Annotated in this window: 11 protein-coding genes; 8 read left to right on the top strand and 3 right to left on the bottom strand. The window is 64.9% G+C overall.

What is annotated here, in order from left to right; all coding sequences use genetic code 11:
• The first annotated feature begins 11 nt into the window (after window positions 1-11).
• The 8 genes from PQR54_RS16815 to PQR54_RS16780 all read left to right on the top strand — a co-directional run bounded on the left by PQR54_RS16815 (window position 12) and on the right by PQR54_RS16780 (window position 10,262).
• On the top strand, window positions 12-467 hold the full coding sequence (locus PQR54_RS16815) for an arsenate reductase/protein-tyrosine-phosphatase family protein (RefSeq protein WP_408247551.1): 456 nt from the start codon (window positions 12-14) through the stop codon (window positions 465-467).
• A complete protein-coding gene (locus PQR54_RS16810; RefSeq protein ID WP_408248068.1) occupies window positions 461-1,690 on the top strand; it encodes a polysaccharide biosynthesis/export family protein in 1,230 nt (409 codons plus the stop codon). Before PQR54_RS16815 ends, PQR54_RS16810 begins: the two co-directional genes overlap by 7 nt.
• A gap of 136 nt (window positions 1,691-1,826) precedes the next feature.
• Window positions 1,827-4,025 (top strand): polysaccharide biosynthesis tyrosine autokinase, encoded by a 2,199-nt coding sequence (locus PQR54_RS16805; RefSeq protein ID WP_408248066.1) that lies wholly within the window; start codon window positions 1,827-1,829, stop codon window positions 4,023-4,025.
• A 62-nt stretch (window positions 4,026-4,087) separates the two neighbouring features.
• Window positions 4,088-5,020, top strand: coding sequence for a glycosyltransferase family 2 protein (locus PQR54_RS16800; RefSeq protein ID WP_408247549.1), 933 nt, complete (start codon window positions 4,088-4,090; stop codon window positions 5,018-5,020).
• Window positions 5,021-5,126: 106 nt separating this feature from the next.
• The gene (locus PQR54_RS16795; protein ID WP_408247547.1) at window positions 5,127-6,305 is read left to right on the top strand and encodes a glycosyltransferase; all 1,179 of its coding nucleotides are present in this window, start codon (window positions 5,127-5,129) and stop codon (window positions 6,303-6,305) included.
• A gap of 3 nt (window positions 6,306-6,308) precedes the next feature.
• Window positions 6,309-7,790: a glucose-6-phosphate isomerase gene (locus tag PQR54_RS16790; RefSeq protein WP_408247544.1), complete on the top strand. Its 1,482-nt coding sequence runs from the start codon at window positions 6,309-6,311 to the stop codon at window positions 7,788-7,790.
• Complete coding sequence (locus PQR54_RS16785) at window positions 7,787-9,016, top strand: glycosyltransferase family 4 protein (RefSeq protein ID WP_408247542.1); 1,230 nt, start codon at window positions 7,787-7,789, stop codon at window positions 9,014-9,016. Before PQR54_RS16790 ends, PQR54_RS16785 begins: the two co-directional genes overlap by 4 nt.
• A 79-nt stretch (window positions 9,017-9,095) precedes the next feature.
• Entirely contained in the window at window positions 9,096-10,262 is a 1,167-nt protein-coding gene (locus tag PQR54_RS16780; RefSeq protein ID WP_012432972.1) for a glycosyltransferase family 4 protein, read from the top strand.
• 144 nt (window positions 10,263-10,406) lie between these two features.
• Here PQR54_RS16780 and gmd read toward each other — a convergent pair whose 3' ends face one another.
• From gmd to PQR54_RS16765, 3 genes are read right to left on the bottom strand one after another with little or no spacing between them, the layout of a single operon-like run.
• Window positions 10,407-11,450, bottom strand: coding sequence for a GDP-mannose 4,6-dehydratase (gmd, locus tag PQR54_RS16775; protein WP_408247540.1), 1,044 nt, complete (start codon window positions 11,448-11,450; stop codon window positions 10,407-10,409).
• Window positions 11,451-11,491: 41 nt separating this feature from the next.
• The gene (locus PQR54_RS16770) at window positions 11,492-12,211 is read right to left on the bottom strand and encodes an SGNH/GDSL hydrolase family protein (protein ID WP_408248064.1); all 720 of its coding nucleotides are present in this window, start codon (window positions 12,209-12,211) and stop codon (window positions 11,492-11,494) included.
• A gap of 5 nt (window positions 12,212-12,216) precedes the next feature.
• Window positions 12,217-13,314, bottom strand: a complete 1,098-nt coding sequence (locus PQR54_RS16765) for an acyltransferase family protein (RefSeq protein WP_408247538.1) — start codon at window positions 13,312-13,314, stop codon at window positions 12,217-12,219.
• Between the last annotated feature and the right edge of the window lie 68 nt (window positions 13,315-13,382).

Genomic DNA, 13,382 nt, shown 5'->3' with positions numbered 1-13,382 from the left:
CGGAGCCCGCCATGTTCGCCAACGTACTGATCGTCTGCCATGCAAACGTCTGCCGTTCGCCCGCCGCCGAAATGCTCTTCAAGGCCCGGCAACGCGCGGCGCAGCGTTCGCAGGCGGCGCCGATCGCGTTTCATTCGGCGGGCTTGCGGGCGATGAACGGCCACGCCATGGACCCGGTCATGCAACGCCTGCTCGCCGAGCAGGGCGTGGCCTCCGGCATCCACTACTCGCGGCGGCTCGACCGGCAACTCGTGCGCGACGCCGATCTGGTGCTGGTCACCGAGCGCGCGCAGGTGAGCGACGTCGAAGCGCTCGATCCGGCTTCACGCGGCAAGGTCTATCCGCTCGGCAAGTGGGAAGCGGATTCCGACGTCGCCGATCCGCACGGCGGTGCGGAAACCGCTTATAGGGAGAGTCTCGTGCTCATCGAACATCTGGTCATGGGATGGCTGAAAAAAATATGCTGATGAAAAAACCCGCTGCACACTCACTCGCGAACGGCAAGTCCAAGAAGCTCAAGTCGAATCTTGCCGCCACGCTTCTGCTGACGTCCTTTCTGTCGGCTTGCGCCACCGCACCCGGCAATTACCTCGATACGTCCCGTCTGAAAGACGACGGCAAGCACGACAGCCAGGCCGCCGAGACCTATCCGGTCCATGTGATCGATGCCGCCGTCGTGACCGCGCAGGCGCAAGCCGCCGCCGCGAAGACGCAGGTGCTGCCGCCCTCGAACCTGAGCGACCCGTCGCAGTACGTGTACCGCCTCGCACCGCAGGACATCCTCGGCATCACCGTGTGGGATCACCCTGAATTGACCACGCCGCAAGGCAGCACGCTGTCGGCGGGCGGCAACACCACGCAGTCGATCGGCGGCGCCTTGCAGCAGCCGTACACGGCCGCGCTGCCGGGCCAGGCCGATCCGTACGGCCAGACCATCGCTGCCGACGGCACGATCTTTTTCCCGTTCGTCGGCCGTATCCGGGCCGCCGGCAAAACCGTCGGCGAAGTGCGCGACCAGTTGAGCACCGGCCTCGTGCGCTATATCCGCAATCCGCAGGTCGACGTGCGCGTGCTGTCGTACCGCGGCCAGAAAGTGCAGGTGACCGGCGAAGTGAAGACGCCGGGCCCGCTCGCGATGAGCGACGTGCCGCTCACGCTGGTCGACGCGATCACGCGCTCGGGCGGCACGAACTCCGACGCCGACATTCAGCGCGTGCGTCTCACGCGCAACAACAAGCTCTATGTGCTCGACGCCGATCGCATGCTCGATCGCGGCGACACCACGCAGAACGTGATGCTGCAAAACGGCGACGTGATCAACGTACCGGACCGCACCGACAGCCGCGTCTTCGTGATGGGCGAAGTGAAGACGCCGATCCAGCTGCCGATCATCAAAGGCCGCATGACGATCGCCGATGCGCTTACGCAAGGCGGCGGCATTCTCGATACCGACGCCAATCCGCGCCAGATCTTCGTGATGCGCGGCATGAAGGATCACCCGACCACGCCGGACGTGTATCGCCTCGACATGACGCAGCCGGACGCCATCATGCTGTCCTCGCAGTTCCAGTTGCAGCCGCTGGATGTCGTGTACGTGGGCACTGCCGCGTCGACCACCTTCAACCGTGTGTTGCAGCAGGTGTTGCCGAGTGTGCAGACGTTGTTCTACCTGAAACAGCTGACGCGTTGATCGCCGTAACCGCAGTCTGAGCCGTCGTCAGGCCCCGCGCCGCGCCGTGTCCGTGATGGACGTGGCGCGGGACCGAAGCAAATACCGCTGTAACCGATACGGGAAGCGAATTGTGAGCAACCAAATCTCTCCACACATGGCCGGTCCGATCAAGACCGAAGAAGAGGACGTCGTCCTCGGACAACTGGTGCAGGTGATCCTCGACGACATCTGGTGGCTCATCGCCATCGCCGCGGTGATCGTCGGGATCGCCGGCGCCTATTGTTTTCTCGCCAAGCCGATCTATTCGGCCGACGCGCATGTGCGGGTCGAGCAATCGGACAACACGTCGCAGGCGCTCACGCAGACGCAGACCGGCGCGGCGATCACCACCGGCTCGACTTCGCTGCCGACCGACGCCGAGATCGAAATCATCAAGAGCCGCGGCGTGGTCGGCCCGGTCGTGCAGCAACTGAAGCTGAACTTCAGCGTCACGCCGAAGACGTTCCCGCTGCTCGGCAGCATCGCCGCGCGCATGGCCACGCCGGGTCAGCCGGCGCGCCCGTGGCTCGGTTTGTCGTCGTACGCATGGGGCGGTGAAGAGGCCGACGTCGATTCGATCGACGTGATCCCCGCGCTGGAAGGTCAGAAGCTGACCATGAAGGTGATCGACGCCCAGCAATACAACCTGTACGCCGCGAACGGCTCGCTGCTGCTGCACGGCCAGGTCGGCCAGCAGGAACAGGGCGGCGGCGTGACCATCATGGTCAACAAACTGGTGGCGCGGCCGGGCGAGGAATTCACGGTGATGCGCGCCAACGACCTCGACGCGATCTCCGCGTTCCAGTCGGCCATCACGGTGCAGGAGCAGGGCAAGCAGACCGGCGTGATCCAGATCTCGCTGGAAGACAAGAGCCCTGAACATGCCGCGCTGGTCGCCAACGCGCTCGCGCAATCGTATGTGCGCCAGCACGTGTTGAACAAGCAGGCCGACGCCAGCAAGATGCTCGACTTCCTCAAGAGCGAAGAGCCGCGCCTGAAGTCCGATCTCGAACGCGCCGAGGCCGCATTGACCGCGTATCAGCGCCAGTCCGGCTCGATCAACGCGAGCGACGAGGCCAAGGTGTACCTCGAAGGCAGCGTGCAGTACGAGCAGCAGATCGCCGGCTTGCGTCTGCAGATGGCGCAGCTCACCGAGCGTTACGGCGACGATCATCCGATGCTGGTAGCCGCGCGTGAGCAGATGGCCGAATTGCAGGCGCAGCGCACCAAATACGCCGACCGTTTCCGCGATCTGCCAGCCACCGAAGTGAAGGCCGTGCAGTTGCAGCGCGACGCGAAGGTGGCGGAAGACATCTACGTGCTGCTGCTCAACCGCGTGCAGGAGTTGTCCGTGCAGAAGGCCGGCACCGGCGGCAACGTGCATATCGTCGACGCCGCGCTGCGTCCGGGCGTGCCGGTCAAGCCGAAGAAGGCGCTGATCCTGTCGGCGGCGGTGATTCTCGGGCTGATCGCGGGGACCGGCTTCGTGTTCCTGCGCCGCAATATGTTCAAGGGCATCGACGACCCGGATCACATCGAGCGCGCGTTCCATCTGCCGGTGTTCGGCCTCGTGCCGCTTTCCGCCGAACAGGGCGTGCTCGAAGCCAGCTTCCAGCGCGGCGGCGAACGTCTGCGCTCGGTGCTCGCGAACGCGCGGCCGAAGGACGTCACCGTCGAAAGCCTGCGCAGTCTGCGCACCTCCATGCAGTTCACGCTGATGGACGCGAAGAACCGCATCGTCATGCTGACGGGCCCGATGGCGGGCGTCGGCAAAAGCTTCCTGACGGTCAACCTCGCGGTGCTGCTCGCGAATTCCGGCAAGCGCGTGCTGATGATCGACGGCGACATGCGCCGCGGCGTGCTCGAACGCTATCTGGGCGGTGCGCCGGATAACGGCCTGTCCGAATTGCTGAGCGGCCAGATCTCGCTGGAAGAAGCGATCCGCAGCTCGCAGGTCGACGGCCTGAGCTTCATCTCGTGCGGCCGCCGTCCGCCGAATCCGTCGGAACTGCTGATGTCGCCGCGTCTGCCGCAGTATCTCGAAGGGCTCGCCAAGCGCTACGACGTGATCCTCATCGACACGCCGCCAGTGCTGGCCGTGACCGATGCGTCGATCATCGGTGCGTATGCCGGTTCGACCTTCTTCGTGATGCGCTCGGGCATGCACAGCGAAGGCGAGATCAACGATGCATTGAAGCGTCTGCGCGCGGCCGGCGTGCACGTGCAGGGCGGCATTTTCAACGGCATGCCGGCGCGCTCGCGCGGCGGCTACGACCGTGGCTATGCGGCGGTGCAGGAATACCTGAGCACCTGAGGCGGCGGGTTTGCATATGCACTGCAAACCTCGCGCAACGACGATAACAAAAGGACATCACGATGAAAGTGACGGTACTGGTTCCGACTTACCGCCGGCCGGCCGATCTGGCGCGCTGCCTCGCGGCGCTGCAACGGCAGTCGCGGCGGCCTGACGAAGTGGTGGTGGTGGCGCGCGCCGACGACGAAGCGACCCACGCGTGCCTGCGCGATCGGTCGGTAGCGGGCGCGTTGCCGCTCGCGCTGGCGCTTGTCGAAGTGCCCGGCCAGGTCGCGGCGCTCAATCGCGGTCTGGACGCCGCGCGCGGCGACGTGATCGCGATCACCGACGACGACGCCGCGCCGCACGTCGACTGGGTCGAGCGCATCGCGGCTGCATTCGAGGGCGACGCGCGCCTCGGCGCGCTCGGCGGACGCGACTGGGTGCACGAAAAAGGCCGCGTGCTGGACGGCGAGCGGCCGCTGGTAGGCAAGGTCACGGCGCACGGCAAGATCATCGGCAATCATCATCTGGGTGTGGGCGGCGCGCGCGAAGTCGACATTCTGAAGGGCGCCAACATGAGTTACCGCCGCGAGGCGGTGCGCACCATCCGCTTCGACGCACGGTTGCGCGGCGCGGGCGCGCAGGTCCACAACGACATGGCGTTCAGCCTCGCCGTGAAGAACGCAGGCTGGAAGCTGATGTACGACCCGCGCGTGGCGGTCGATCATTTCCCCGCCGAGCGTTTCGACGACGACCGGCGCGACGCGCAAACCATGGCCGCCTTGCGCAACGCCGCGTTCAATTTCCATCTGATCCTGCGCGACCAGTTGCCGCCGCTGCGTCGTGAAACGGCCTGGTGGTGGTGGACGCTGGTCGGCACGCGGGTCTATCCGGGCCTCACGCACGCGGCGCTCGCGCTGCTCTCGAAGCAGGCGGGCCTGAAGCTCACGCGCTGGCGCGCCGTGCGCAGCGGTGCACACGAGGCGCGTCGCGCGCTCTCACGCGCCGCGTGAGCGCCGGTTCGTTCGCATCGTCCACGTCCCGCACGTTCGCGCATCGGCGCACGGCCCGCGTCCGGGCCGCCGATGCCCCTTTCCACCGGCAGAGCGGAGTGCCTGCATGAGTACGAAAGTTCACGTTCATCTGTTTTACGGCGCCGACCCGCGCTTTTATCGACCGGGCGACAACATCGGTTGTCTGTACGGCTATCACCACGCGGAATCCGACGCGTTCAGGCTCACCTATTCGCAGGATGCCCGCGAAAGCAAGCCGGTGCGTTTGCTGCGCCGCGCGCTGAAGGCGGCGCTCGGCTTCGACTTCATCCACACGTGGCGCAACCGCGCCGAGATGCTGCGCGCGGACGTGATCTGGACGCACACGGAACAGGAATGGCTGTCAGCGGCCCTCATGCTGCTGCTGAGCGGCCGCGAGGCCGGCGCTGAGGCTTCCCCCTTGCTGCTCGCGCAAAGCGTCTGGCTGCTCGATAAATGGCCTTCCTACGGCATTCTGCGCAGCTGGCTGTATCGCAAGCTGATGGCGCGCGCCGATCAGCTCACCACGCTCGCCAGCGAAAACGCCGAACTGTGCCAGCGCTATTTCGCTCGCGACGCCAAGCCGCTGCTCTATGGCCTGAACACGCAGGACTTCCCCGTCAAGACGCCGACCGAATGGACGCCGCACACGCCGATCCGCATCGCCGCGATCGGCAACGACCGTGACCGCGATTGGGAGACGCTCATCAAGGCGTTCGGCAATGACGCGCGCTACACCGTGAAGCTTGCGACGCGTCGCAGGATTCCCGCATCGCTGCGCGCGCCGAACGTCGAGATCGCGCTGTTTTCCGGCATCAGGAAGCAACACGAACTGTACGACTGGGCCGATGTGATCGTCGTGCCGCTGCGGCCCAATTCGCACGCGTCGGGCATTACGGTGATGCTCGAAGCCGCGGCGGTCGGCAAGCCGATGGTGGTCACGAACGTCGGCGCGTTGCAGGATTATTTTCCGGCCGGCGAGGCGTTCTATATTCCGCCGTTCAACCCGCAGGCGCTGCGTGAAGCGGTCGATCAGCTCGCCGCCGCGCCGCTCGACGCGCTGCGCCAGGCGCAGGCGGCCGCTGCCGGCTTGCTGTCGCGCGATCTGACCACGCAGCACTACGCCATGCAGCACGTGCGGATCACGCAGGAGATGCTGCGCGCGCGGGCTGCGGCGCGCACGCGCTCGGCGGCCGGCATGGCGACGGCCGCGGGCGTGTCCGAGTCCGAGCGGCGGCCGGCGCGCCAGTCGCGCGGAGGTCTCTGAACGATGTCGACGCTGACGCGAAGCGCCGCTAGCGCAAACGGCAATGGACGGGCATCGTCCAGCGGCCGCAAGGAATGGCTGCCGGAGGCTTTGCTGTGGTTCGTCACGACGCTGCTGATCGGCGCGCATCAGGGCACGGTGCTCACGCTCGCGTTTCCGGTGCTCGCGATCCTGACGGGCCTGTGGCTCTACTTCAAGAGTCCGGCGCGCTATATCGGTTTCATGTGGTGGCTGTGGTTCCTGAGCCCGGAAGTGCGGCGTCTGGCCGACTGGTCCAAGGGCTCGTTCACGCCGACCAGCCTGATCCAGGTCGCGCCGCTCGCGGTGACGATGATCAGCGCGCTGTCGCTGCTGCGCTACTACAAACTGCTCGCGCAACGGCGCGGCCTGCCGGTGCTGCTGGTCCTGCTCGGGCTCATCTATGCGTTCCTGGTCGGCGTGATGTCGAGCGGGCCTCTCGCGGCCACCTACGACCTCGCGAACTGGCTGTATCCGATCCTGATCGGCTTTCACATCATGGCGCACACGCGCCAGTATCCGAAGTACCGCGACACCATCGTCAATACGTTCATCTGGGGCATGCTGGTGATGGGCGGCTACGGCCTCGTGCAGTTCTTCATCATGCCGCCGTGGGACGCGCTGTGGATGCTCGGCTCGCAGATGAATTCGCAAGGCGACCCGGTGTCGATGGGCGTGCGCGTGTTCAGCACGATGAACTCGTCGGGACCGTTCGCGTTCGCGATGATGGGCGCGATGGTGTTCGTCATGGCGGCCACGCACCGGGTGCGCTGGATCGCCGCGGCGCTCGGTTTCTTCGCGTTCGCGCTGAGCCTCGTGCGCTCGACCTGGGGCGGCTGGGTCATCGCGCTCTTGATCCAGCTCGTCAAATCGAACAACAAGGTGCGGGTGCGCATTGTCGCGAGTGCCGTGCTGTTGGCGGGGTTGTGCGTGCCGCTGCTGGCGGTCGGCCCGGTGGCCGAGCGGATGCAGGCGCGTCTCACGACCATCGTCAATCTGAACGACGACCAGAGCTACGCCGCGCGTAACGAGTTCTATGCGACCTTCGCCAAAACGGCCTTTACCGATGTCTCGGGCGAAGGCATGGGCGCCACCGGCACCTCCACCAAGCTCTCGAACGATGGCGGCCAGCTCGGCCAGTACGGCAACTTCGACAGCGGCGTGATGAACATTCCGTTCGTGCTCGGCTGGCCCGGCACGCTGCTCTACATGTCCGGAATCATCTGGCTGGTGACGCGCGCGGTGCTCGCGTCGTTCAAGCTGCGTAACGACAAGTTCGTGTCCGCCTGCATGAGCCTGAGTCTCGCGACCTTCGCGATGCTGGTGTTCACCAACTCGCTGGTCGGCACGGGCGGATTGCTGCTGTTCATGAGTGTTTTTTCGATTCTTTCCGCGGTGCATTACGAAAAGATCAACCGCGCACGTCTATCAAATCACACGCTATTTTTCCACGGAGGCACTGATTGAGAGTCGCCATTGTCACGCACGTCGTGCGCCATAACGACGGCCAGGGGCGCGTCAACCACGAGATCGCGCGCGCGGCTCTCGACGAGAATATCGGCGTCACGCTGGTCGCCTCGCACGTCGCGCCGGATCTGCTCGCGCATCCGAACGTCCGCTGGGCGCCGATCAAGATCGGCCGCTGGTGGCCCACCAATCTGCTGCGCCAGCAGGTGTTCGCGTTCAAGAGCGCGCTGTGGCTGCGCGCGCATCGCCGCGAATACGACGTGCTGCACGTGAACGGCTTCATCACGTGGATGCCCGCCGACGTCAACACTTCGCACTTCGTGCATAGCGGCTGGTTCGGCAGCAAGTACTACCCGTTCGGACTCACCAAGGGCGTGTGGTCCGCGTATCAATCCGTTTATACGCGCTGCAATGCGCTGCTCGAACGCTGGGCTTACCGGCGCTCAAAGGTGATCACGGCGGTGTCGCAAAAGGTCGCCGACGAAATCCGCGCGATCGGCCTCACGCCCGATAACCGTGTCGACGTGATCTACAACGGCGTCGATACGCAAGGCTTCGCCGCGGCCACCGGCGACCGCGAGAAATTCGGTTTACCGAAAGACGCGTTTTTGCTGCTGTTCGTCGGCGATCTGCGTACGCCGCGCAAGAACCTCGGCACCGTGCTCGCCGCGCTCAAGCATCTGCCCGAACACGTGCAGATCGCGGTGGCCGGCTTCCTGCCGGGCAGTCCGTATCCGGAAGAAGCGAAGGCACTCGGCATTGCGCATCGCGTGCATTTTCTCGGTCTCGTGAAAGAGATGCCGGTGCTGATGCATTCGGTCGACGCCTTCGTGTTTCCATCGCGCTATGAAGCGATGAGCCTGTCGCTGCTCGAAGCGATGGCGGCGGGCTTGCCGGTGGTCACGGCGCGCACCGCGGGCGGCGCTGAGATCATCACGCCGGAATGCGGCATCGTGCTCGACGATCCGGACGATCCCAAGGCGCTGGCCGGCGCGGTCGCAAGGCTTGCTGACAACCACGTGGCGCGCCGCGCGATGGGTGTCGCCGCCAATGAACTCGCGACCGGCTTCGGCTGGGCGCGCATGGCCGCGCAATACATCGCGCTGTATCGCCAACTCGCTGGACAGCAGAAGGATCGCCGACGCAGCGAGGCGGAAGCGGCCGCGGTCGCCAAGACCGACGCGCTGACGCTGAACACGCTGGCCGGCCAGAAGAGCGCGGAATGACGTTGTGGGTTTTACTCACTCGCCTGACGCATTTATCGCTCGACTATCACAACTCTCAAAACGCACAGGGGTCACAAACATGACGACGAGTTCTATCAAATCGCTGCAGATCGGAATGCACTGGTTCCCCGAGCGCGCGGGCGGCCTCGACCGCATGTACTACTCGCTGGTCGGCGCGCTGCCGGGCGCGGGCGTCGCGGTGCGCGGCGTGGTGGCCGGTTCGCCGAAAGTGGCGGCCGACACCGGCGGCGCCATCAACGGCTTCGGTTCCGCTGCGCAATCGCTGCCGTTGCGGCTGATGGCGGCGCGCCGCGCGCTGCGTCAGGAAATCAGCACGTCGCGTCCCGACGTGATTTCGTCGCACTTCGCGCTCTATACCTTTCCGGGTCTCGACGTGACGCGCGGCATTCCGCAGGTTTCGCACTTTCAGGGGCCGTGGGCCGACGAGAGTCACGTGGAAGGCGCCGATTCGCTCGGCCAGCGCGCCAAACGTTATCTGGAGCAATCGGTCTATGCGCGTTCGTCGCGGCTGATCGTGTTGTCCGAGGCATTCGGCAAGATTCTGACCTCGCGCTATCGCATTGCGCCGGACCGTGTGCGCGTCGTGCCGGGTTGCGTCGACGTCGAGCAATTCAATCTGCCGATCACGCCCGCAGAGGCGCGTCTGAAGCTGCAATTGCCGCAGGACCGGCCGATCGTGCTGGCGGTGCGGCGTCTGGTGCGCCGCATGGGTCTCGAGGATCTGATCGATGCGGTGAAGCTGCTCAAGCGCACGGCGCCGGATGTGCTGTTATTGATCGCGGGCAAGGGGCGGCTCGAAGGCGAGTTGCAGGCGCGCATCACCGAGGCCGGTTTGGAGGACAACGTGAAGCTGCTGGGTTTCGTGCCCGATCAGCATCTGGCGGCGCTGTACCGCGCGGCGAATATCAGTGTCGTGCCGACGGTGGCGCTCGAGGGCTTCGGCCTGATCACGGTCGAATCGCTGGCTTCCGGTACGCCGGTGCTCGTGACGCCGGTGGGTGGCTTGCCGGAAGCGGTGGCGGGCTTGTCGCCGAATCTGGTGCTGCCGGAGACGGGCGCGAAGGCCATCGCGGATGGCCTCGCCGGTGCGCTCAACGGCACGCTGAAATTGCCGGATGCCGAGGCATGCCGCCGTTATGCGCGCGAGAACTTCGATAACTCGGTGATCGCGAAGCGGGTGGCGTCCGTGTATGGCGAGGCGATTGCGGCGGGTGGGGTGCACTAACGCTGAGGCAGGACGCACGACAAAAAACGCGGGGCCTGATGTAAGTTCCGGCCCCGCGTTTTTTTGCGCTGAGATTTTGCGCTAAGAATCAGGAGCGCGGTTTAAAGCGCGGCCGTTTCGGTGGCCGCGCGCGCTCATCGCGAATCAAAACGTCTCGTGATGCTCGTTGCGCCCCAGATCCGCATGAACCATCATGTGGCACAACTGCTCCAGCGTGGTTTCCGGTTTCCAGCCGAGTTTTTCGTGAGCCTTATCCGCGCAGCCGATCAGCAGGTCCACTTCGGCCGGGCGATAGAACTTCGGATTCACGCGCACCAAGGTCTTGCCGGTGGCGACATCGATTCCCGACTCGCGCTCTTCCTTACCCGACCATTCGAGCTGATAGCCCGCTGCCGCAAACGCCATGCGCACGAAATCGCGGACCGTTTCAGTGCGGCCGGTAGCGAGCACGAAGGTGTCCGGCTCATCGGCCTGCAACATACGCCACATGCCTTCCACGTATTCGAGCGCGAAGCCCCAGTCGCGCTTCGCGCTCAGGTTGCCGAGTTCGAGCACGTCCTGCTTGCCGAGCTTGATCTTGGCGACGGTGTCGGTAATCTTGCGGGTGACGAATTCGCGGCCACGTAGCGGCGATTCGTGATTGAACAGAATCCCGCTGCTCGCAAAGAGGCCGTACGACTCGCGATAGTTGATGGTCGACCAGTGCGCGAACAGCTTGGCGACGCCATACGGGCTGCGCGGATAGAAGGGCGTGTCCTCGCGTTGCGGAACCGCTTGCACGAGCCCGAACATTTCCGACGTGGACGCCTGGTAGAAACGCGTCTTCGGATTCAAAATGCGGATGCCTTCGAGCAGATTCAGCGCGCCGATGCCGGTCACTTCGGCGGTCGTCACGGGCTGGTCGAACGAAACGCCCACGAAGCTCTGCGCGGCGAGGTTATACAACTCGTCGGCCTGCGCGCCTTCGAGCAGGCGCAGCGTCGAACCGAGGTCGGTCAGATCGTGTTCGACCAGACGCAGATTCGGATGATCGATCACGCCGAGCTCACGCATGCGCCAGAAATTGACGGAGCTCGTGCGCCGGTAAGTGCCGGTCACGATATAGCCCTTGTCGAGCAGCAGTTTGGTCAGATAGGCGCCGTCCTGTCCGGATACGCCGGTGATGATCGCTTTGCGTGGTTGGCTCATAGCTTGCCTTCGTGATTGTTAAAAGAGAAAGAAAAAGCGCTTCAGGGCGTGCCTTCCAACAGCCGCCGCACCAAAGGTTCGACGACCTGAAAATCCTGTTCGGCCTTAAGCTGATACAGACCCGGCTTGGGATGCGCACCGTCGGACATCAGCGTCTTCCAGTCCGGCAAACTGCTGATGTACGCGAACTGGTCGACGAGCGGCACTTGCTGCTCGGCGGCCACGCGGCGCGTCATCGCGACCATCGTCGCGAGCCGCGCGTTGAGGCGGTTGTCGGGCATCGGGTTCGCGGTCTGCAGAACCGGCTGCTTGCCGAGTGCGCGAGCGGTTTTCACGAGCGTCGTTTCGGCCGCGTAGAACTGCTCGGGCGTCTGGTTCTGCATCACTTCGTTGATGCCGTAATTGATCAGCACGATCTGCGCGGACGAAGCGGCGAGCCGTTCCTGCCACGGCAAACCCGCCGTCGGCCCGGCGCGGCGATTGCCCGTGCCGTCGCGCAGTTGCGTCGCCATCGTGTTGCCCACGCCGTAGTTCGTCACACGCACCCGTTCGCCGTGATGCGCCTGCAATTCGTCCTGCAGATACGCCACCGCGTTTTGCGCCTGCGGGCCGCAATGGCCTTCGCTGCAGGTAATGCCGAGCGTTGTCGAATCGCCGTAGGCCTCGATCAGCACCGGCGTTCGCGGGCCCGGCGCCGCGCCGAACGCGAGCAGCGATGCAGCGGCGCATACGCTTGCAGCGAGCCATGCGCGGCGCGTCATGCACTTCATGCGCGGCTTTGCGGCGCCGTGCTGACGCCACCGCCGTTGGCGGCCTGCGCCGGCGCAGGCGCTGGTGCCTTGCCCGCCGAGCCAAAAATCAGGCGCTTCTCGAACGCGAACCACGTGATGCTGGCGTAGACGAGCGTGATCGCGAGCGCGAGCGCGGCGGTCACGAAGCGGTTCAGATGCAGCGGCCACAGCGCATACAGCACGCTCAGGTGAATCAGATAAATCGTGTAGCTGATGGTGCCGATATAGACCAGCACGGGATTGCACAACAGTCGTTCGACGATGCCCTTGCTCTGCAGGGCGATGACCACGACTGAAGTACAAAGCACTAATGAAACGCTGTAGAGCCCGGCGTTCGAGAGCGGCGTATTGGCCGCGCGAAAGCGCGGAAAGTGCAGATGCAGCCACGCGAGGACGGCCAGCGCCGCGACCAAGCCCAGCACGGCAACGCCCTTGTAAGGCGCGAGCGCATTGCGATCGCGCCGCACGGCAACAGCCAGCAGCGCGCCCGCCGCGAGCAGGTCCATGCGGAACGGCGTGAGGTAATAGATCGGCCAGAACGAATCGAACCAGGGCGTCGCCACCGCGCGCAGCAAGGGCACCAGCAGGATCAACGCGGCCGCCACGTAGCCGAGCACGCGCTCGGGCAAGAGCAGGATCACGAACGGCCAGACAATGTAGAACTGCTCTTCGACGGCGAGCGACCACAGCACATTCAGGCTGTCGTGACCGCTCTGATTGAGCGCGTCGCCGATATTGGTCGCGAAGAACGCGTACCACTGCCAGTGCTCTGCCCAGCCGAGGCCGAACAGAAGCGACGACACCACCATCAGCAGCACGTACGGCGGCAGGATGCGGCGCGCCCGGCGTGCGTAGAAGTAGCCGAAATACGACTGCTGACGCGCCTTGCGTTCGAGCAGGATGCCGGTAATCAGAAAACCGCTCAAAACAAAAAACAGATCGACGCCCATCCACAGCGGCGCTTTCAACGCGTGCTGCGCGAATACGGCGAGTACCGCGATGGCGCGCAAGCCGTCGAGCTGCACGATGCGGCGGGAGTGGGAAGGCGCTAAGGGCAGTGCGCTGGCAGTCATGAACCGTCCATGGTGTGAAGCAGATGGGCCGGGCGAAGGATCGCGCGAGGGTTTCGTGGAGCAGGCGC

The organism is Paraburkholderia phytofirmans (genome assembly GCF_046028095.1).
GTDB lineage: Bacteria > Pseudomonadota > Gammaproteobacteria > Burkholderiales > Burkholderiaceae > Paraburkholderia > Paraburkholderia phytofirmans_A.
This window is presented reverse-complemented; position numbering and strand designations above follow the sequence as displayed.

Coding starts and splice junctions, on each gene's coding strand:
- PQR54_RS16815 (WP_408247551.1), top strand. CDS start 12: ATGTTCGCCAACGTACTGATCGTCTGCCATGCAAACGTCTGCCGTTCG.
- PQR54_RS16810 (WP_408248068.1), top strand. CDS start 461: ATGCTGATGAAAAAACCCGCTGCACACTCACTCGCGAACGGCAAGTCC.
- PQR54_RS16805 (WP_408248066.1), top strand. CDS start 1,827: ATGGCCGGTCCGATCAAGACCGAAGAAGAGGACGTCGTCCTCGGACAA.
- PQR54_RS16800 (WP_408247549.1), top strand. CDS start 4,088: ATGAAAGTGACGGTACTGGTTCCGACTTACCGCCGGCCGGCCGATCTG.
- PQR54_RS16795 (WP_408247547.1), top strand. CDS start 5,127: ATGAGTACGAAAGTTCACGTTCATCTGTTTTACGGCGCCGACCCGCGC.
- PQR54_RS16790 (WP_408247544.1), top strand. CDS start 6,309: ATGTCGACGCTGACGCGAAGCGCCGCTAGCGCAAACGGCAATGGACGG.
- PQR54_RS16780 (WP_012432972.1), top strand. CDS start 9,096: ATGACGACGAGTTCTATCAAATCGCTGCAGATCGGAATGCACTGGTTC.
- gmd (WP_408247540.1), bottom strand. CDS start 11,450: ATGAGCCAACCACGCAAAGCGATCATCACCGGCGTATCCGGACAGGAC.
- PQR54_RS16770 (WP_408248064.1), bottom strand. CDS start 12,211: ATGACGCGCCGCGCATGGCTCGCTGCAAGCGTATGCGCCGCTGCATCG.
- PQR54_RS16765 (WP_408247538.1), bottom strand. CDS start 13,314: ATGACTGCCAGCGCACTGCCCTTAGCGCCTTCCCACTCCCGCCGCATC.